17 protein-coding genes are annotated in these 21634 nt (G+C 39.9%); all 17 read left to right on the forward strand.

What is annotated here, in order from left to right; genetic code table 11:
* The first annotated feature begins 52 nt into the window (after positions 1-52).
* The 17 genes from RMY32_RS18375 to RMY32_RS18455 all read left to right on the forward strand — a co-directional run bounded on the left by RMY32_RS18375 (position 53) and on the right by RMY32_RS18455 (position 21606).
* The gene (locus RMY32_RS18375) at positions 53-493 is read left to right on the forward strand and encodes a Nif11-like leader peptide family RiPP precursor (protein ID WP_322714309.1); all 441 of its coding nucleotides are present in this window, start codon (positions 53-55) and stop codon (positions 491-493) included.
* Between the two features lie 67 nt (positions 494-560).
* On the forward strand, positions 561-1823 hold the full coding sequence (locus RMY32_RS18380; RefSeq protein WP_322714310.1) for a nif11-class peptide radical SAM maturase 3: 1263 nt from the start codon (positions 561-563) through the stop codon (positions 1821-1823).
* 6 nt (positions 1824-1829) lie between these two features.
* Positions 1830-2000 carry a hypothetical protein gene (locus RMY32_RS18385; RefSeq protein WP_322670007.1) on the forward strand — a complete coding sequence of 57 codons (171 nt, stop codon included), beginning with the start codon at positions 1830-1832 and terminating at the stop codon, positions 1998-2000.
* A 107-nt stretch (positions 2001-2107) separates the two neighbouring features.
* Positions 2108-3388, forward strand: coding sequence for a calcium-binding protein (locus RMY32_RS18390; protein ID WP_322714311.1), 1281 nt, complete (start codon positions 2108-2110; stop codon positions 3386-3388).
* 386 nt (positions 3389-3774) lie between these two features.
* Entirely contained in the window at positions 3775-5775 is a 2001-nt protein-coding gene (locus tag RMY32_RS18395; protein ID WP_322714312.1) for a tetratricopeptide repeat protein, read from the forward strand.
* Positions 5776-5825: 50 nt separating this feature from the next.
* Positions 5826-8369 carry a tetratricopeptide repeat protein gene (locus RMY32_RS18400; RefSeq protein ID WP_322714313.1) on the forward strand — a complete coding sequence of 848 codons (2544 nt, stop codon included), beginning with the start codon at positions 5826-5828 and terminating at the stop codon, positions 8367-8369.
* A 3-nt stretch (positions 8370-8372) separates the two neighbouring features.
* On the forward strand, positions 8373-9401 hold the full coding sequence (locus RMY32_RS18405; RefSeq protein WP_322714314.1) for an SDR family oxidoreductase: 1029 nt from the start codon (positions 8373-8375) through the stop codon (positions 9399-9401).
* A gap of 19 nt (positions 9402-9420) precedes the next feature.
* A complete protein-coding gene (locus RMY32_RS18410; RefSeq protein ID WP_322714315.1) occupies positions 9421-10686 on the forward strand; it encodes a class I SAM-dependent methyltransferase in 1266 nt (421 codons plus the stop codon).
* 50 nt (positions 10687-10736) lie between these two features.
* Positions 10737-11534 (forward strand): sugar phosphate nucleotidyltransferase, encoded by a 798-nt coding sequence (locus tag RMY32_RS18415; protein WP_322714316.1) that lies wholly within the window; start codon positions 10737-10739, stop codon positions 11532-11534.
* Complete coding sequence (locus tag RMY32_RS18420; protein WP_322714317.1) at positions 11531-12184, forward strand: PIG-L deacetylase family protein; 654 nt, start codon at positions 11531-11533, stop codon at positions 12182-12184. The genes RMY32_RS18415 and RMY32_RS18420 overlap by 4 nt, the downstream gene beginning before the upstream one ends.
* A gap of 45 nt (positions 12185-12229) precedes the next feature.
* Positions 12230-12796 carry a dTDP-4-dehydrorhamnose 3,5-epimerase gene (gene rfbC, locus RMY32_RS18425; protein WP_322714318.1) on the forward strand — a complete coding sequence of 189 codons (567 nt, stop codon included), beginning with the start codon at positions 12230-12232 and terminating at the stop codon, positions 12794-12796.
* A gap of 151 nt (positions 12797-12947) precedes the next feature.
* Complete coding sequence (locus RMY32_RS18430; protein ID WP_322714319.1) at positions 12948-13832, forward strand: hypothetical protein; 885 nt, start codon at positions 12948-12950, stop codon at positions 13830-13832.
* A gap of 35 nt (positions 13833-13867) precedes the next feature.
* Positions 13868-14785 carry an NAD(P)-dependent oxidoreductase gene (locus tag RMY32_RS18435; protein WP_322714320.1) on the forward strand — a complete coding sequence of 306 codons (918 nt, stop codon included), beginning with the start codon at positions 13868-13870 and terminating at the stop codon, positions 14783-14785.
* 145 nt (positions 14786-14930) lie between these two features.
* The gene (locus tag RMY32_RS18440) at positions 14931-16277 is read left to right on the forward strand and encodes a DUF4910 domain-containing protein (protein ID WP_322714321.1); all 1347 of its coding nucleotides are present in this window, start codon (positions 14931-14933) and stop codon (positions 16275-16277) included.
* A 401-nt stretch (positions 16278-16678) separates the two neighbouring features.
* Positions 16679-16846, forward strand: a complete 168-nt coding sequence (locus RMY32_RS18445) for a CopG family transcriptional regulator (RefSeq protein ID WP_322662451.1) — start codon at positions 16679-16681, stop codon at positions 16844-16846.
* A 397-nt stretch (positions 16847-17243) separates the two neighbouring features.
* A complete protein-coding gene (locus RMY32_RS18450; protein WP_322714322.1) occupies positions 17244-19025 on the forward strand; it encodes a ShlB/FhaC/HecB family hemolysin secretion/activation protein in 1782 nt (593 codons plus the stop codon).
* Between the two features lie 67 nt (positions 19026-19092).
* The gene (locus RMY32_RS18455) at positions 19093-21606 is read left to right on the forward strand and encodes a filamentous hemagglutinin N-terminal domain-containing protein (RefSeq protein WP_409883377.1); all 2514 of its coding nucleotides are present in this window, start codon (positions 19093-19095) and stop codon (positions 21604-21606) included.
* Positions 21607-21634 lie beyond the last annotated feature (28 nt).

Here is a 21634-nt window from a genome sequence, read left to right on the forward strand (position 1 = left end):
GTCAATTTTCATCAATCTAAACTTCAACTTTCAAATTAAGGGGGTAAAATTTATGTCATTAACAATTTTCGAGAAAGTTAAAGAGTTCATAATCAGACTAGTTAAAGACGAAGCTTTTTACACTCAATTGATGAGTGATAAGATTGAGGAAGTGATAAAAGTCATGGAAGAAGGTGGCTATAATTTTTCTCAAGAAGAATTTGAAACAGCCTCAATTAAAATATTGGAATTAAAAGAACTAGGCCAGTTTGACGACCTCAGTGAAGATGAATTAGTAGGAGCCTTTGGCGGGCTTACAAACACAGTCGCTCAACCATTGTATGGAGCTGTAGTCTCACCTCCACCTGTGGACGAAGAATGTGGAAAACCACCAGTTAAAAAATGTAAATGGATTCCTAAACCAAATCCAAAGCCATGGCCACTTCCCAAAGGAAAAATTCCACCTGTACAACCGTTATATGGAGCAGTTCTTAGTTCAACAGAAGTACAATAACCCGATAAAACGATGAAGAAATAGAATTCGTTCGTTTATTTCGAGGGTTGAGATTGAGAGTTAACCTATGACATATCAGCGCAAAAGCTACGCAGTTTGGGAAATTACCTTGAAGTGCAATCTAGCATGTAGTCACTGTGGTTCCCGTGCAGGACATGAGCGCGCCAAAGAACTTTCCCCAGAAGAAGCTTTGGATCTCGTCAAGCAGATGGCAGAAGTTGGAATTAAAGAAGTTACTCTCATTGGTGGTGAAGCATTTCTGCGTCCAGACTGGCTGAAAATCGCCAAAGCTATCAACGAGGCGGGAATGTTATGTGGTATGACTACAGGCGGTTATGGCATTTCCTTAGAAACCGCCCAAAAAATGAAGGAAGCGGGAATTCGTACTGTCTCTGTTTCTATTGATGGCTTGGAAGCAACTCATGACCGCCTGCGGGGAAAGAAAGGCTCTTGGAAATATGCATTTAAGACCATGAGTCATCTGCGAGAAGTCGGTATTTCTTTTGGTTGCAACACCCAAATTAATCGCCTGTCAGCGCCAGAGTTTCCGTGCATCTATGAGTGCATTCGTGATGCAGGTGCGCGTGCTTGGCAAGTTCAGCTAACTGTACCAATGGGAAATGCAGCCGATAACGCAGATATCCTCCTCCAACCCCATGAACTGCTAGATATCTACCCCATGCTTGCCTGTGTGGCGCGTCGTGCTTACCAAGAAGGCGTGCAACTTCAAGCGGGAAATAATATTGGTTACTACGGCCCTGATGAACGACTGTTGCGGGGACGGGGAAAGGAGGATGACTTCTCATTTTGGCAAGGTTGCGGTGCAGGACTTTCCACTTTGGGAATTGAAGCTGACGGAGCGATTAAAGGTTGTCCCTCACTGCCGACTACTGCCTATACAGGTGGTAATATTCGAGAACATACCTTGCATGATATTATCGAAGGTGCAGAAGAACTACGCTTCAATCTAGGAGCAGGAACACCTGAAGGTACAAAACACCTATGGGGTTTCTGTAAAACCTGCGAATATGCTGAACTTTGTCGTGGGGGTTGCAGTTGGACAGCCCATGTTTTCTTTAATAAAAGAGGTAATAATCCTTACTGTCATCATCGCGCTCTTGTTCATGCCAAACAAGGTATGAGAGAGCGTGTAGTTCCCAAAGTAAAGGCGCAAGGATTGCCATTTGATAATGGCGAATTTGAGCTAATTGTCGAGCCTACAGATACTTTATTGCCAGCAAACGACCGATTACACTTTACTGCTGACAGCATTCAGTGGTCGGAAAGTTGGCAAAAAGAACCCGATCGTTATTACTCTCTCGTGAGATAATAAATTATGGCAGAAAATTCCGAAATTAACACAATTTCAGCGGAAAAAACTGACCTTGAGTCATCACCATCTCAAGAATTAGAGAAAATACCACTACTTCCACGTTCCGCTTGGAATAGTCAACTAACCTATTTCAAAGTACTGTTAAAAGCGAAGCAAATCCTGGATAAAAGCTAACAGGTTTATTAGGGATATCAAGAGATTTAGCTCGTAAATTAGGAGAGAATTACTTCCCAAATATTTACGCGCCAATTTGTTAACTCACAAAATAAACACAGTTTTTTATGGCATCAAGAATAAGTCTAACACTGACAGTTCCAAAGTTACTTTCTTTCAATGGTAGAACTAATCTCAACAATAGACCCGATCCCAAGCCCGATCCTAGTCCTAATTTTGTTACCGCTGAAGGGGATGCTACTTTTTCTAACTATAGTGAAAGTGCTGCAAGCATTTTAACTACTACTCAGGCAGATACCTTAGTTAAAGGTGGTATAACTGCTGCAATTGCTGAGGCTCAAGCAAGTTTTGATCCAACTTTTTCATCACTCTTCACTAAGGCTGCTGTAGTGGGATTAAGTGGTCAATTTGAAGGTACTTCCAACAGCGAAGCAAAGGTACTTGCTAGTTTTGCGGTTGGTCGTAATGAAAGCTTCTCTTTTGATTTTTCAGCAAATTTAAAATTGGCAGCTAAAGAAATTGAAAATCCTGACGTTGAATATAACAAGGGCCAGTCGACAACAACTTTTTTGGTATTAGATACCACAAATCCTAATCGGGCCAAAGTTTTAGATTATTTTGGCATCCAAGGTAAATTAGTCTCCTCCGATCAAATCGGGGATCTAACATTTGGTCGTAGTCGCAATGTCACAATCGAGACTCGTGACAAAGATGATGATATTGATGGCGACAATGGTACTGATTTCCTCAATGGTAGTGCTGTTGGTACTTATGAACGGAATTTTAATCGTAATACCAACTTAACTATAGTTAAAATTAATACTACTTCTGTTGAATTGGCAGGAGACACTTTAATCGGCAACCTGGGTAGAGATGTTATCTACGGCACGATTCGGAAGGATAATCTGACGGGAACCAACGGGGCAGACAAACTTTATGCTAGCTTGGGGGATGATAAGCTATCTGGAAAAAGAGGTAATGATAACCTCGACGCCGGCCAAGGTAATGATTCGCTAGATGGTGGCGATGGCAATGATACACTCTATGGCGGTAAAGGCAATGATACACTCTATGGTGGTAGTGGTAATGATGTCTTAATTGGTGGCGAAGGTAATGACACATTTACTTTCAAACGTAGCGATTCATTGTTGAAAAAAGATTTTGATGTCATTCAAGATTTTCAGGTTGGTGTTGACAAGCTTGTATTAGATGGCTGGGGAAGTCGAGGTAACATCACAGATACCAGCGATGGCGCTCTTCTCACCTTAAATTCTTTGTCTCTTGGTAATACTTTGTCTATCGGTAACACTTTGTCTCTCGGTAATAATCCTCAACAAAGCATACTATTTTCAAAGGTAAGTGCAAGCGATATCAGCTCGGTAATATAATTTGCTTAAGGCTAATTGCCCGTTTCATTTCCTAACAGACTCTGATTTACAAACGTCTCAGTCAAAACAATCGGGTGAGTAAAAAAATCCGATTGTACAAGAAAATGTCGATACCTTTTCTGGGAGAGGTTTTGCCAACAGCAAACCCTATGGTGTACGCACTGAAATTACTTGACTTGGTAATGTTCGATCGCTAGCTTCAGGCTTATTTCTCGTCCATACTGTTGACAAAATCTCTCCCTTATTTTAATTAAATAGCTTTGCTTGATTAACAGGCAAAAATAGGGAAAATATTTTATTAATAGTTATCACTTATGTTCTGAAATTATAGTAATCTATAACAATATAATATCAAATTCAAATATAGTTATAGATACTACAGAGTTATGAATGCTACAAATATTTCAGCATCTAGAGTTAAATCTCTTATTCAAATTGCGATACAAAAGCATCAGTCAGGTGACAAGGATGAAGCTGAATCGCTAATTCAAATAGAAGTAGCTGAAATCCTTGAACTAGCAGTTCAACAGCAACGAGACAATAGTTTATTGGAGGCAGAACTGCTGTATAGTCAAGTTCTGGAAAAACAACCCGATAACCATGAAGCTTTATATGGTTTAGGGATGTTAGCGCAACAGATGGGGCAACTCCAAACTGCTGAACAGTGGCTAAGTGCGGCTTCACAAGTTCAACCAAATTCTGTAAAAACTTGGTTCAGTTTAGGTAATTTGCATTTATTTCAAGAACAGTTTTCCGAAGCAGAGAAAGCTTATCGGCAAGCTTTAGTTTTATTACCTAATTCATTACCAATTTACAACAACTTGGGCTATACTCTGCAACAACAAGGATTATTTGAAGAAGCAATTAACTATTATCAAAAAGCTCTAGAGTTAAAGCCAGACTTTATCGAAGCAGAGACTAATTTGGGTAATGCGTTACACGCTCAAGGTAAGCTCTCGAGCAATCAAAAAATATACTATGCACAATTAAATAATCAATTGGGTGTTGCTCGGAAAAAAGCTCTCGATCTGAAAAATGCTGTTACTTGTTACAAGCAAGCGATCGCACTACAACCAAATTTCCTAGAAGCTCATTATAACTTGGCTTTGGCGCTGCAAGAACAAGGAGAATTAGAAGAGGCGATCGCATCCTACCAAAAACTCTTAGAACTTAATCCCAACGATGGAGAAATATACCTCAATTTAGGCAAAATTTATCAACAACTCAACCAATATCAGAAAGCTGTTTCTGCCTATCGACAAGGATTAAAGCTAATTAATCCTCACTATGCCAAAGCATTAGTATCTAGTGAGGATGTTGAAATTCCTCAACAAGTACCAGTCACGCCCTCAATTCCCCAAAGAGAAGTAATTGTAGGGGAATACAGCTTTCCAACCATTCCAACCGTAGCAAATACAGGTAAGCGTTCTTTCTGGAGTGTGGTGGTAACTGTATACAACCGCATAGATTATCTACTCGAATGCCTTGTTAGTGTATTGACCCAATGGCAAGGAGAAGAGCAGATGGAAATCATCGTCATGGACGATGCTAGTACAACGCCAGTATTTGAACTGGTGAATAGTATCGGACAAGGAATAATCAACTACTATCGCAATCCACAAAATCTCGGTTTGCCAGGAAATTGGAATGCCGGAGTTGCTCTAACTCGCGGTCATTGGATTCATTTACTGCACGACGATGATTATATTCTCCCAGGTTTTTATTCTCGGCTACAAGAAAGTCTAGAAGGGTCTTCAGATTCTATAGGAGCCGCTTTTACAGCTTATGAAAATATTAACGAGAAAGGGGAAGTAATTTTCAGCCAACAAGTCTATGGAGAGCAGCGAGGAATTGCCCAAAATTGGTTGCAAATTATCGGAGTTAGTAACTCATTGAATATGCCTGCGGTAGTGATTCGTCGAGAAGCACACGAACAATTGGGCGTATATCATCCTGAACTGACCTATACAAGCGATTGGGAAGTTTATAAACGCATTGCCTCTGTTTATGATTGGTGGTATGAACCAGAAATTTTAGCTCGTTACCGCGAACATGCTAACAATGTCACCAGCCAACTGTTACTCTCTGGGAAACAGATGATATCCATCCGCCGTGCAATTGAAATTTCAAAGAGTTATTTTCCTATTGAATACTCGGCACAAATTACCGCCCAATCTCGGAGTCATTATTTTCTTTATTGTCTAGAATCGCTGATAATTCCATTACAGGCTGGGAATCTGGCTGGAGTTTGGCAAGGGTTAGAAGAAGCTTTAAAAATAGATCGTAGCCCGGAAGCAGTGGCAAAGTTATTCCGATGGTTAACACAAGAAAAAGCAGCTCCTCTGCGTGAGGAAATTGCCTCAAGATTTATCTCACTTCCTTTATAAAGACTTGTTTAGGAAAAAGCAAAAATTTTCTAGTTTTGGACTAAAAAACTATGTCAATTAATCAAGTAGAGCATCCTACTATAAATGCTTCATCTTTTGAGCCACAAAATCGACAAGATGGAATCAGCGGTCTGATGCGAGTTCGTAATGAAGAAGAGTTTTTGGCACCAACAATCGAATCTTGGATTGATTATGTTGATGAATTGGTAATAGTGTTTCATCAGTGTACAGACAAAACTCCTCAAATAATAGAGGCATTTGCACAAAAATACCCTCAGAAAATACGGGCTTTTCATTACTTACCTCACGTCTATTCGTTTAGTACAAAAGAACAAGTTGAATTGGATGTAAACAACATTCATTCTTTCGTTTTTTATTCTAATTTTGGTCTTAGTCAGACGCGGTATAAAATTTGCGTTTATATCGACGGCGATTGCATAGGTATTCCTGATAATTTAAAAATCATTTATAATTATTTGAAGCAAAATCATCTGCAAAATACAGCCTTATTTTTTTCAGGAGTAAATTTATATCAACGTCCAAACGATCCCAACTACTACACAAATTTAAAATGTGTTGCTTCTGGTGATGGAGATGTGGCATATTGGACAGTTTCACCGCAAAATATTTTCGATAAAAATGCCAAAATTCCATTTTGTGAAGCCATTCAATTTGAAGGAATTACACCATATTATTTAGGTTTTATTTTTTGGCATACACATTGGTTAAAGAAGAACGCATTTTCGAGAAATGGCGGCAGAGAATTAGATGGCGAGCTTTTAGAAAAACTGAACGATATGGAGAAAAGAAATAGAGAGAAAGAATTAGTTTTACTATCTCCAAAATTTAAGCAAGAAAATAAAAACTTTCAAAATATCCCTTACCAAAGGTTTTTATTGTATTTCGATTTTGCTTCTCTGCCTGATGTAATAGCCCTAGAGTCAAAGCTAGTAGCAAGACATAATAACTTGGGTTATACTTTGGAACAACAAGGTAAGTTTGATGAAGCAGTTGCTTGTTATCAAAAAGCCTTAGAACTTCAGCCCAACTTTGCCGAAGCAGAAGTCAACTTAGGCAACGCCCTGAACGCGCAAGGTAAACTATCAAAAGCTCAACAAGCAGACTACGCGGATTTGAATCAGAAATTTGCACATTCTTGCACAATTGCAGGGGATTTTAAGAAAGCAATTAATTATTATCGTCAAGCGATCGCTCTTGACCCAAATTCGCCAGAGACATATTATAGCTTAGGCAACATCCTGCAAGAAGTAGGTCAGTGGGAAGAAGCGATCGCCTCATATCGCCAAGCCCTAAAACTCAATCCTTTAAACTGGAAAATCTACATCCGTTTGAGTCAAGTTTACCAAGCTCAAAACAAGAGAGCAGAGGCGATTTCTGTGTATCGTCAGGCATTAACTTTACTCAATCCTAACTATGCCAAAGCCGTATCTGCTTACTTTGATGCTGCCATCACTCCAGAAATGCTCGTTACTCCCTCCATTCCTCAAGCTGAAGTTACTATCGGCGACTATCAGTTTCCAGCAATTCCACCTGTAACAGACCCAGACAAACCCCGACCATTTTGGACTGTAGTGATTCCGGTATATAACCGCACCGATTATCTCCTGGAATGTCTAGCTAGCGTCTTAGTGCAATGGCCTGGGGCAGAGCAGATGGAAATTCTGGTAATGGATAATGCCAGTACAACACCGTTGTTCGATCTAGTGAATAGTATTGGAGGAGGAGTAATCCGTTACTATCACAATCAGCAAGATATTGGAGTACTGTCAAATCACAATGCAGGCATTTCCCTCAGTCGCGGTCAGTGGATTCATATCCTGCATGATGATGACTGTGTGCTTCCAGGTTTTTATGATCGACTCCAGCAAAGTCTTCAAAGGTGTCCAGATTCCGTAGGAGCCGCTTTTGCAAATTTTGAATATTTCAATGAAAAAGGAACAGTAGTTGACAAAGGGGAAGTGATTTCCTGGTTTGGAGATCATAAAAATATTCCTCAGAATTTTTGGCAGGTGATTGGTGTGACATGTCCGTTACAGGTGCCGGCGGTTGTCATTCGTCGCATCACTCATGAACAACTAGGAGGTTATTATCCGAAGTTAGTTTGCGCTTCTGAATGGGAACTTTATAAACGCATTGCTGTTTCTTATGATTGGTGGTACGAACCGGGAAGTTTGGCTCGTTACCGTGTACATTCCCACAGACTGACTGATGATGACTTATCATCTGGTATTCTGGCGATATCCATCCGCCAGGGTATAGAAATTTCTGAGAGTTATCTTCCTGTTGAACATCGCGCAGACATTACAAACCAAGCTCGTAGCTATAACTTCAATTATTGTCTGACACGGGCAGCAATTCCTTTGAAAACTGGCAATGTTGCTGGGGCTTTGCGTATGCTCCAAGAAACTCTCAAACTCGATCGCTCCCCGCAAGCAGTAGCAAAGTTATTTACTTGGTTGACTCAAGATGAAGCCGCTCCCCTACGTGAAGAAATCATTGCTAAGTTGCTATTAGCACCTATAGACAATATTCCTACTGAATTAAAACCCCCACAAACTGCGATCGCACTATAGGATATGAAAATACTTGTAACTGGAACTGAAGGTTATATCGGCTCATTGTTAGCTCCTTTGTTGATTCAACAAGGTCATGAAGTTATTGGTTTAGATACTGGCTTCTATAAAGTAGGTTGGCTATATAACGGCACCAAACTAACTGCCAAAACCCTCAACAAAGATATCCGCCACATTACAATAGAAGACCTACAAGGCGTAGAAGCAATAGTTCACATGGCAGAACTCTCTAACGACCCTTTAGGTCAGTTAGCCCCTGATATCACTTACGATATCAACCACAAAGGCTCAGTACATATAGCGAAACTGGCGAAAGCAGCAGGAATCCAACGCTTTGTCTATACATCATCATGCAGTGTCTATGGTTTTGCCACTGAAGACTACGTTACCGAAGAGTCTACCATCAATCCCCAAACAGCTTATGCCAAATGCAAAGCACTTGTCGAACAGGATGTGAAACTTCTTGCTGATGATGGCTTTTCTCCCACCTTTCTCCGAAATGCTACAGCCTATGGCGCTTCTCCGAGAATGCGCTTTGATATTGTCTTAAACAATCTAGCCGGTTGGGCATGGACAATTAAAGAAATTAAGATGAACAGCGACGGTACACCTTGGCGTCCCCTAGTACATCTATTGGATATCTGCAAAGCAATTATCTGCACCTTAGAAGCTCCGCGCGATGTAATTCACAACCAAATTTTTAATGTCGGCGATACAAATAGCAACTATCAAGTCAAACAAATTGCTCAAATAGTTGCAGATGTTTTTACAGATTGTCAATTGAGCTTTGGTAAACACGATCCCGATAACCGCAGCTATCGGGTTTTATTTAATAAGATTAACCAAAATTTACCAGGATTCAAATGTGAATGGGATGCCCAACGCGGTGCCCAACAACTATATAATGTCTTCCAGCAAATTGATATGGATAGAGGAACATTTGAGTCTAGAGGTTTTACGCGCCTGAAACAATTAGAATACCTCATTCGCACTCAGCAAATCGATCGAGATTTCTTTTGGCAGACTGTTTAAAAATTTCATATAATAAGTTATGAATTTACTACAGCCAACAAATAATCAATTAATAACTGGTAACTGTCTATTCTGTGGAACAGGATTGCGCCATACCTTCGTAGATTTAGGTATGTCTCCTCCCTGCGAAAGTTATCGTAGTCTCAAACAACTCAATGAAGTAGAAGCATTTTATCCTCTGCATGTCTATGTTTGTGAAGAATGTTTTTTAGTTCAACTCCAAGAATACATTAGCCCAGAAAATATTTTTAGCGACTACGCTTATTTCTCTTCCTACTCTGATAGCTGGTTGCAACACGCCAAGAAATATGTTGATTTGGTAGTAGAACGTTTCCAATTAAACCAGGAAAGTCAGGTAATAGAAATTGCTAGCAATGATGGCTACTTACTGCAATACTTTGTAGCCAAAAGCATCCCAGCACTGGGAATAGAGCCAGCAGCAAATGTAGCTGAGGTAGCAATCCAAAAAGGTATTCCTACAATTGTCAAATTTTTTGGACAGGAGACAGCAAAAGAACAGGTTGCTAAGGGTAAACAGGCAGATTTATTACTCGGAAATAATGTTCTTGCTCATACACCATATCTGAATGATTTTGTCAAAGGAATGAAAATCATCCTCAAACCGCATGGTGTAATTACTATGGAATTTCCCCACTTGATGCGATTAATTGAGGAAAATCAGTTTGATACTATTTACCACGAGCATTTTTCTTATTTTTCCTTTCTTACCGTAGACAAGATTTTTGCTGCTCACGGTTTGACAATTTTTGATGTAGAAGAATTAACTACTCATGGTGGTTCTTTGAGAATTTATGCCCGCCATAAGGAAGACTCTTCTAAACCCGTCACTCAGCAAGTCTCAGAACTGAAAAATCGGGAAGAAGCGGCTGGGTTTACGCAATTAGAATGCTATTTTTCCTTTGGAGAACAAGTTAAAGAAACTAAACGCAACTTATTAGATTTTTTGATTAAAGTTAAGCAAGAGGGAAAATCGATTGTTGGTTATGGTGCTCCAGGTAAGGGAAATACTCTCTTAAACTATTGCGGTATCCGCACAGATTTTCTTGACTATACAGTAGACCGTAATCCTTATAAACAGGGTCAATTTTTACCAGGAACTCATATTCCGATTTTTCATCCAGACAAAATTGCCGAAACCAAGCCTGACTATATACTAATTTTGCCCTGGAATCTGAAAAATGAAATTACGATACAACTAGCTTACATTCGGGATTGGGGAGGTCAATTTGTTGTACCAATTCCTGAAGTTAATGTCTACTCTTAAGTATTTAGTATTTTTGCTCGTCAAAAAATCGTCAAAAAGAGGTAAGTGACATGAAAGTAGTTTTATTTTGCGGTGGTTTAGGAGCCAGAATGAGAGAATACTCAGAAAGTATTCCTAAGCCAATGGTAAATATTGGTTATCGACCAATATTATGGCACGTCATGAAATACTATGCTCACTATGGGCATAAGGATTTTATTTTATGTCTTGGTTACAAGTCTGACCTAATTAAAAGCTATTTTTTGAATTACAATGAATGGCTTTCTAATAACTTTAGCCTTTCCAATGGAAGCAAAATTGAGTTGTTTAATCGGGATATTCAAGATTGGAATATTACATTTGTAGATACAGGGTTAACTGCCAACATTGGTCAAAGATTCAAAGCAGTAGAAAAGTATCTAGAAGGAGAAGAAGTATTTTTAGCTAACTACAGTGATGGTTTGACAGACTTACATTTACCAACGTATATCAATAATTTTTATCAGCGTGATAAAATTGGTAGTTTTTTGTGTGTCAGACCAAGCCAAAGTTTTCACCTAGTTGATATGAACGAGGATGGTTTAGTACAAAATATCCAAGAGGTAAAACAACGTGATATTTGGATTAATGGAGGATATTTTATCTTTAAAAAAGAAATTTTTAACTACATAAATTATGGTGAAGAACTTGTTCTTGAACCTTTCCAAAGATTGATTGCCAAAGAAGAGCTTTTTGCATATAAATACACTGGCTTTTTCGGAGTAATGGATACGTTTAAAGAGAAACAACAGTTGGATGATATGTATGCTCAAGGTAGAAGACCTTGGGAAGTTTGGGGAGATCAACAAGTACAAATCGACCATGTATGATCCAACTTAGGTTGAATAAGACAGAAGCATCTGAGTACAAAATTCTTTGTCTCGGTTCTCATTGTGATGATATCGAGATTGGTTGTGGAGGCACAATCTTAAAGCTGATAGAGAGTTATCAAGATGTTGTTATCTATTGGGTTGTCTTCAGTTCTAATGAACAAAGAGCAGAAGAAGCAACTGCAAGTGCTAATCTATTCTTAAAAGAAATCCCAGTCAAGAAAATTATCATTAAAAATTTTCGAGATGGCTTTCTGCCTTTTGAAGGGATAGAGGTGAAGGAATGCTTTGAACAGTTGAAGCAAGAATTTTCACCAGATATAATTTTTACTCATCATCGAGACGATCGCCACCAAGATCACCGCTTAATTTCTGACTTGACTTGGAATACCTTTAGAAATCATTTAATTTTAGAATATGAAATACCCAAATATGACGGTGATTTGGGTATTCCTAATTTCTTTGTTCATTTAAATGAAACACTCTGCCATCGAAAAATTCAATATATTTTGGATGCGTTTGCTACCCAAAATAATAAGCAGTGGTTTACAGAAGAGACTTTTCGTGCAATTCTCAGAATTCGTGGTATTGAATCAAATTCACCGAGTAAATATGCTGAAGCATTTTACTGTCGAAAAATGTTTTTCTAGAAAATTAGAAATAATTTTAATTTCTTTTCATAATTTGTAATATTTATGATTTTCACTGAAACTAAAATAAAAGAAGCATTTATTGTTGATTTAGAACTGCACCAAGATATTCGCGGCTTTTTTGCTCGGAGTTTCTGTACTCAGGAATTTCAAGATCGTGGCTTAAAACCTACTATTGCCCAATGCAATTTATCTTTTAACTATAAAAAAGGAACATTGCGGGGTATGCATTATCAAATGCCTCCTTCTCAGGAAACAAAATTGGTGCGTTGTATCAGAGGAGCTATTTATGATGTAATTATCGATTTGCGTCCAGATTCTCCTAGCTATTTATCTCATATTAGTATAGAGTTAACTGCCGAAAATCGTCTTGCTCTCTATATCCCAGATAGGTGTGCTCACGGTTTTCAAACTCTCAGCGATGAGACGGAGGTGATGTATCAAATGGGTGACTTTTATGCACCAGAATATGCTGGCGGGTATCGCTATGATGACCCAGCTTTTGGTATTGAATGGCCTCTATCTGTGACTGAAATTTCGGATAAAGATCGGGCTTGGAGTTTATTTGAATCGAAAGAAATTGTAACGCCTACGGTAATGTCAGACTTTTAAGAGCAATTTAAAAATATATAGTTGCTGAGTGAATATAGGATTAAGAACGCACAGAGGCGCACAGACACAGAAAATCAAAATTTAATTTTTCAAATTTTGATTTTCATACTTAACACTGTGTTCAAACTTTGTTACAGCAAATGAGGGCGAAGTGAGTACAATTTATTTTGATTCGATTTTTAGTGATGAAATCAGACGCAAGCATCTTTATGATGGACAAGTGTTTGTCTTTTCTCCTTGCGCCAGTGCGATCGCTCTATGCAATTTTGCTCGTGGCATGGTTGAAGAAGCATTTGCCCCTTTAGATCCAAGAGATGCACAACATAGCTTGCCTGTAGAGAAATACGTTGATATTTTAGCACAACTCAAGCCAGCTTTTATCCATCACCCTGAATCTAAACAACTTATTCAAGGCATCTTGAAAGAAAGTGGATGTGACTTAAACAAAACCTATTTCGATGTACCTCGCCTGAGAACAGCAACCAGCGATCGCTATCTGACTGCTGGTATTGCTTACGCTTTCCATCCTCATCGTGACACCTGGTACTCTGCTCCTATGTGCCAGATCAACTGGTGGATTCCTGTCTACGATATTACCCCAGAGAATGCGATGGCATTCCATCCGCGCTACTGGAGTCAACCAGTTAAGAATAGCTCAAGGGATTATAACTACGCTCAGTGGGTTAAAGAAAGTCGCAAAAATGCGGCACTGCATATTAAAACAGATACGCGCAAGCAACCCCATGCCGAGGAAACTTTAGAAATGGAGCCGCAATTGCAGTTAATCACACAAGTCGGTGGCATGATTCTCTTTTCAGGAGCGCAGATGCACTCCACTATTCCCAACACATCAGGCTATACCCGTTTTAGTATTGACTTTAGAACTGTACATTTTGATGATGTCATAGCTCAAAAGGGTGCGCCAAATATTGATTCAGCTTGTACAGGAACTTCTTTAGGCGACTTCTTGCGAGGCACTGACTTCTATCCGATTACTGACACATTGTTGTTGTCTACAACAAACAATCTCTTGTAGAATAGCTTTTGTTTTCCCAACTCCAGTCTGTATAAATGGTGAACTCTGTTGAAAAATTGTCTGGACAAACAATACTAATTACAGGTGCTAGCGGATTTCTGGGATCTCATTTAGTCCGTCATTTATGCCACGATGGTGCAGAAGTACATGCTGTTTCTCGCAGTTTTCATACTTCTGATATTAGCTGCTTACGATGGTGGCAAGGTGACATGGAAGACATTAAGTTTGTTCAAAATCTTTTCCACAGCATTAAACCTGACCTAATCTTCCATTTATCCGGTCTTGTGACAGCAGTTCCTAATCTAGAGTTCATATTGCCTACCTTTCACAGTTTACTGACTAGTACTATTAACTTATTGACGGTAGCTGCCGAAATTGGTTGTAGTCGCATTGTGTTAATAGCTTCTTTAGAAGAACCAGAACAAGATCGTCCTGAAGTAGTTCCTTCTTCTCCTTACGCTATTGCGAAATTTGCTAGTAGTACTTATGGTCGGCTGTTCCATCGACTCTATCAGACACCTGTAGTTCTTGTTAGACCCTTTATGACCTATGGGCCAGGACAAAATGTGTATAAGATCGTTCCTTCTGTTATTCTTTCCTTGTTGCAAGGGCAAGCTCCAAAACTTAGTAGTGGAAAGCGTCAAGTTGATTGGATTTATATTGATGACGTGATTGCAGGACTTCTGGCTGCAACACAAGTTCCTAGTGTAGAGGGTTGTACATTCGACTTAGGTTCGGGAGAACTAGTACCCATTCATGCAGTTGTGTCCCAGCTTGTTAATCTGGTTAACCCTCAAATCCAGCCTCTATTTGGTGCTTTACCTGAGCGACCGATGGAAAGAATAAGAGTAGCTGATACGGCTTATACATACGATAAACTGGGTTGGCAACCTTCAATCCCTCTAAAGAAGGGCTTGGAATTGACTGTAAATTGGTATACAAAACATCATTAACAATTCAAAATTCAAAATTCAAAATTAAAGACAGTTGAAGTTGGGAATTTCAACCCCAACTCAATTGATACTACGTGTAGACGTAAAGATACCCCTTGATTTCAGGATAAAAGATTAGATACACAAGTTCACAAGGATTCTATTTATGGTTGCAGATATTCAGAATATTAATTTAGTCGATCTAAAAAATTCTTTGAACTTAAAGGATATCAGTCTAGAAATTTACCAACTAATTTCTGATTTATATCCCATTTGCCGTAGTATTACAGGTAATGGTTTTAGAGAAACTTTAAAAATTCTCCAGCAGTATATTCCTTTGTCAGTTCATGAAGTGCCAACAGGAACAGAGGTATTTGATTGGACAGTCCCTAATGAGTGGAATATTAAAGATGCCTATATTAAAAACTCTCAAGATGAAAAAATTGTAGATTTTACTAATTCAAATTTGCACGTTGTTAACTATAGTATTCCTATACATCAAAAAATATCTCTTCAAGAACTTAAATCACATTTATTTACACTTGCCGATTATCCTAATTGGATTCCTTACCGAACTTCATATTACAAGGAAAGTTGGGGTTTTTGCCTGACTCACAATCAGTATTTGCAACTAGAAGATGAAGAATATGAAGTATGTATTGATTCTTCTTTGCAACCAGGTTATTTGACTTATGGTGAGTATTATATTCCTGGAGACAGTACTGATGAAATCTTGATTTCTTGCCATGCCTGTCATCCTTCACTGTGTAATGATAATCTTTCGGGAATTGCGATCGCTACTTTTCTGGCTAGATATTTAAGTCAAACTACACCAAGATATTCCTATAGATTTCTCTGGATTCCCGGAACTATTGGCTCAATTACATGGTTGGCTCTCAATGAAGCTCAAGTCAATAACATTAAACATGGCTTGGTATTAACTTGTTTAGGAGATGCAGGCAACTTTACCTACAAAAAAAGCCGTAGAGGTGACACTGAAATCGATAAAGTTGCTGCTTATGTACTCAAAAACTCAAAACAAGATCATAAAATTATCGATTTCTTTCCCTATGGTTATGATGAGCGACAATATTGCTCGCCAGGATTTAATTTAGCTGTAGGTTGCTTCATGCGATCGCCTCATGGTAGTTTTCCTGAATACCATACATCAGCAGACGATTTAAATTTCGTTCAACCCCAATATCTAGCCGAGTCATTCTTTCAATGTCATTCGATGTTGCATATCCTCAACAATAACGAAATCTACTACAACAAAAATCCTAAATGTGAGCCACAGTTAGGTAAAAGAGGAATATATCGAGCAGTTGGTGGTAACAAAGATAGCGGACTAAATGAAATGGCAATCCTGTGGGTTTTAAATTTATCTGACGGTCAGCATACTCTATTAGATATTGCAGAAAAGTCGGGAATGTCATTTGATGTAATTAAATCTGCTGCCGATACATTATCAACACATGACTTATTGAAGAAGAATTCAGAAGTCATAATTTAGGAGCAAAGCCGGAGACGCTCCGCCTCCGGTCAGAATCAATGTTAACAATTAAAACCAACTAAGCACAGCTAACCCTAAGTTCGTAGCGAATAGACTCAAAACTTACTTTGCACTCCTTTGCGCTATACTCTGTGTCCCTCTGCGTTTAAACATTCTGTGAGAATACTTATTTTGTATTCATATATTTAATATTATTTTTACATCCTATTTATAATTACTGCCTAGAAAGTAGCTTAACTTTATAATCTAGAATATACTTCATATTTTCGCTATTGCTGGGAAAAATATCCTATTTAACTTCATGATTACTTGAACTAAATGTCATTACTTATACCATTGTAAGAGCAGTTTAGATGATTGATATTAGAGAAGTAGTTTCAAAAACATACCTTATCTAGTACATGAATAAAAAATGGGCTGTTAAACGACTTACAATCAATCTCACATCAGGCGAGGCACAGAAGCTTGAACAATACTGTTCAACGACAGGCAGACCAGCAACTGATGTAATTCGGGAGTTAATTCGCTCTCTTTATCCTAAAGATGAAAAAGCCTCTGAAAGCTCATGAATTAAACTGCAAAAAAGTGAAACAGAATAAGTACATTTTAATTTGTCAGTGAAATATGCTGCTTAACAGTTATCAGCTAACAGTGAATCCCTATAAGTAAAGTTAGGGAATTTAAATAAGAATACTCTCTTACAAAGTTCAGAGCCGAGGAAATCTTCGCTCTGACTTTTGCTTTGGATATCGTGCAATCATCTTGATACACTTGCATAATTAAAAATATCAAATTAGCAGAATACCCTTCTTGTATCTGGCTCTGCTCCTAAGCTATTTTTTGACAACTAGTAATATTACTGATCTTTCCAGAACAAATTTAAGTTAGATATGGTACTTACCACTTATTTACTTATACTTTCCAAAGTATTAAGAATTTAATCCCTAATTTATTTAATTACAAATAATGCTTAGAAAAACCTTGGTTATAAATCAGCCAAAGGTAAGCAAGTCCTTGGGCGAACTGAGGATTTTTGCTGGATTTATAACACTCAGCTTTGCGATCGCCCCAATATTGTGCAACTATCAAAATGCAATCGCCCAAACTCCTGAACCTCAGACATTACCCCCAAGTCGGTTAGATAATATTCCTGAGACTCCGTTACCGTCGGATGTGCTACCCAAGCCACCAGACGAGAATCAATTGCTTCCATCTCTAAAACTACAGAATCAGACAATTTTGGAGCAGAATGACCCTAATACCAAATTTCGGGTCGATCGCATTGAAGTTTTGGGCAGTACAGTTTTCAAAGCAGAACAGTTTGCTGCTGTGACTGCTCCCTTTGTGGGACGGGAACTGACATTTGCAGAGTTGTTGCAAGTTAAAGACGCCATCACCAAGCTTTACATTGATAACGGCTATGTCACCACGGGGGCGTTAATTATACCGCAGACAGTAGAAGGTGGGACGATCAAAATTCAGGTGATTGAGGGTAGTGTGCAAGAAATAAAGATTGTCGGTAATAGACGATTGCACACTCAATACATTCGCGATCGCATCAAACTAGGTGCAGCTAAACCCTTAAATATACCACGTTTAATAGAAAAGCTGCAACTACTCCGCCTCGATCCGCGAATTCAAAGCCTGTCAGCCGAGTTGCAGACAGGCGTGCAACCGGGAACCAATGTATTGCAAGTTGAAGTTGAAGAAGCAAAAACTTTTAAGCTGACAGCAAGCCTGGATAATGGGCGATCGCCAAGTGTCGGCAGTTTTCGCCGGGGAGTGGATCTGCAAGAAGCCAATTTATTGGGTTTGGGCGATACCCTGAGCGTGGGATACGCCAATACTGATGGTAGTAATACAATCAATCTCAACTACACGCTGCCGATTAATGCCCGCAATGGCACTGTATTCTTCGGTTTTAGCCAAGGATGGAATCGCGTGATTGAAAAGCCATTCAGCGTCCTTGATATTCAGTCAAATACTCGCTCTTACGAATTGAGCTATCGGCAACCACTGGTGCAAAAACCAACTCAAGAGTTAGCGATCGGGCTGTCATTCTCGCGCCAGGAAAGTCAAACTGAATTGGGTATTGATAACATTGGGCCGTTTCGACTCTCCCCTGGTGCGGATGCGAATGGAAAAACCAATATTTCGGCTTTGCGCTTTTTTCAAGAATATACCCAGCGAAGCAACCACTATGTATTTGCGGCGCGATCGCAATTGAGTTTTGGTGTAGATTGGTTCAATGCGAATGTCAGTAATAATGAACCAGATAGCCGCTTTTTCGCCTGGCGGGGACAGGCGCAGTGGGTGCGACAATTAGCACCAGATACTCTATTTTTAGCTAGGGGCGATTTCCAATTGGTAGCAGATTCCTTGGTGCCTTTGGAGCAATTTGGTCTTGGTGGACAGCTAAGTGTACGAGGGTATCGCCAAGACGCATTACTCACAGATAATGGTCTGTTATTTTCGGCGGAATTTCGAGTCCCAATTGTCCGCGCTGCTAAAATTGGCGGAGTGTTGCAACTGACACCCTTCATTGATGTAGGTAAAGGCTGGAATGTCAAAGGCGAAAATCCATCACCGAGTACGCTTGTTAGTACTGGGTTGGGGCTGTTGTGGAAACAGGGTGATGACTTATCGGCCCGCGTAGATTGGGGCATTCCTCTGATTTCAGTGAATGGTGAAAAGCGATCGCTCCAGGAAAATGGATTGTACTTCTCAGTGAGTTATTCAGCGTTTTGAGGCGATCGTTTCAAAACTATACCGTTTGGGGCAACCTAAAATGCAAGGTATAAATAAAGGCTTGGCAATGACAACGAACTCTATTTGGTTGGTTCTGTGCGGTGGAATAGTGCCGTTGATGGTAATGCCTGTGAGTGCCCAGGTAATTCCTGATAGCACATTGAATACTACCGTCTCTCAAAGTGGTGATAATTTTACCATCATCAACGGTAATCGAGTTGGCAACAATTTATTCCACAGCTTCAGCCAATTTTCAGTTCCTAGCAACGGCTCGGCTTTTTTCAACAATGCCGCAGATGTACAAAACATCTTCAGTCGCGTCACTGGAGGCGGTGTTTCCAACATTGATGGTTTAATTAAAGCCAATGGTAGCGCTAATCTGTTTTTGCTCAATCCCAGTGGGATTATTTTCGGTGCGAATGCCCAACTGAATATTGGCGGCTCCTTTGTTGGGACAACTGCCCAGAGCATTAAATTTAGCGATGGTGCTGAATTTAGCGCAATTAGTCCCCAAAATGCTCCATTGTTGAGCATGAATGTTCCCATTGGTTTGCAATTTGGTAGTAATCCAGGAGGCATTACCGTCCAAGGGTCAGGACACAATGCTCAATTAGGCGACTCACTTCAGGTTTCTGGATTAAACCTCGGTACGAGAGGATTACAGTTGCAATCTGGAAAGACGCTGGCATTGCTGGGTGGGAATGTTGCCTTAGATGGAAGATTGCTTTCTGCACCAGGAGGGCAAATAGAACTGGGTAGCATCACTAATGGAAGCGTCGCCCTCAATTCCATCCCTGAAGGATTTACGCTGAGTTATCCTAATGCTTCGAGCTTTGGCGATATTCAGATAACTCAACGAGCTTTAGCATCTACACGCGACCTCAGTGGGCAAAGGGGAGGAGCCATCCAAATTCAGGGTAAACAGGTCAGCATCCGAGATGGTTCGCTGCTATTAGTGCAAAATCGCAGCAACCAAACTGCTGGTGATATTGCAATCAATGCCACCCAGTCCCTCCAGATTATCGGCAAGTCTCCTGATTTTAAAAGTTCCAGCAGTTTAATTAATGAAACTATATCCCCAGGTGCAGCAGGGAATATTATCGTTACCACCCCACAGTTGAATATTGACGGGGGTGGGTATATGTTAAACCGTACCTTTAGCACAGCACCAGGTGGCAATATTGCAATAAATACTGATGAAATGCAGGTGAATGGTTTTGCATTTGGCGATCCTTCTCCTTTTCGAGCAGTTAGCCAGATATTAGCCGCTTCCTATGGGGCTGGAAAAGGTGGAAATATCAACATTTCCACTCAAAAGCTGTCTATTTTAGCTGGCGGCAATATAGCAGCAAGACCCTACGCTTCAGGCAATGGCGGCGATCTCATCGTCAAAGCAGATACAATTCAGGTGACAAATGAGGGAGCGCCAAAGGGTTTGTATTTTAGTCTGTTGTCTACTGCCACATTCGGGTTTGGTAATGCAGGGGATTTGAAAATCGATACCCGCAAGCTGTCGGTTCAATCTGGCGGCAGAGTGTCAGCTTCTAGCATAGTTTTAGGAAATGCGGGTTCACTGACTATCAATGCGTCTGAATCGATTGATGTGAATGGTGTTAAAGATGCAGCAAATCCCAGCTATATTGGTACTGCTGTTCGTCCTGTTTTTGGAGTTTCTAACGCTACTTCAGGTAACACCACGATTAACACCCCACTTCTTAACATCAGTAATGGTGCAACAGTTTTTGTCCAAAACCTTGGCTTTGGTAAAGCTGGTACTCTAAACATTCAGGCGAACACCTTACGACTCGACAATGGGGCCAGTATTTCAGCATCCACAAAAGCAGGCGGTGGCGGTAACACTAATTTACAACTGCGGGATCTACTACTGATGCGTCATCGCAGCTTTATCAGTGCAGAAGCAGGTAGTAGTGGTAATGGTGGCAATATTACGATTAATGCTCCCAACATTGTGGGTTTAGAAAATAGTGACATTATTGCCAATGCTATTAAAGGAAAGGGTGGCAATATTCAAATCGCAACCCAAGGGATTATCGGACTCAAGTTCCGTCCCCAACTCACTCCCGAAAATGACATTACCGCTAGTTCTGAATTTGGGGTTAGCGGTACTGTTCAAATCAATAACATTGGTGTCGATCCAAACTCTGGATTAGTTCAACTACCAACCAATGTAACCGATCCATCGCAACAAATAGCCAGTGGTTGTTCTACAAACCAAGGCAGTCGATTTGTGGTAACGGGACGGGGTGGTGTGCCGCAAAATCCTAATCAAGATGTGACGAGCGATGTCTACGACGGGCTACACCTAAGCACTTGGTCTGATGTCCGTGATATCTCTGAATACCGCAAAACTGACGCAGTGACAGCACAAATGTCTGAATCTTCAAAAGTTCTTGTCCAAGCTACTTCCTGGCATCGCAACAGCCAGGGAAAAATTGAGTTAATTGCGGCTCAACCAACCTATGTACAACCATATTTAACCTGTGGTGCACGAACTGAAGTTCCAGCTGCAATGCCTGCGGCAAGTTTCGTTTTCAAAAAGCTACACCAAGATGACTACTAAAACTGTTGATGCTGTTCAAACACAATAC

The organism is Nostoc sp. ChiSLP03a, assembly GCF_034531215.2.
Taxonomy (GTDB): domain Bacteria; phylum Cyanobacteriota; class Cyanobacteriia; order Cyanobacteriales; family Nostocaceae; genus Nostoc.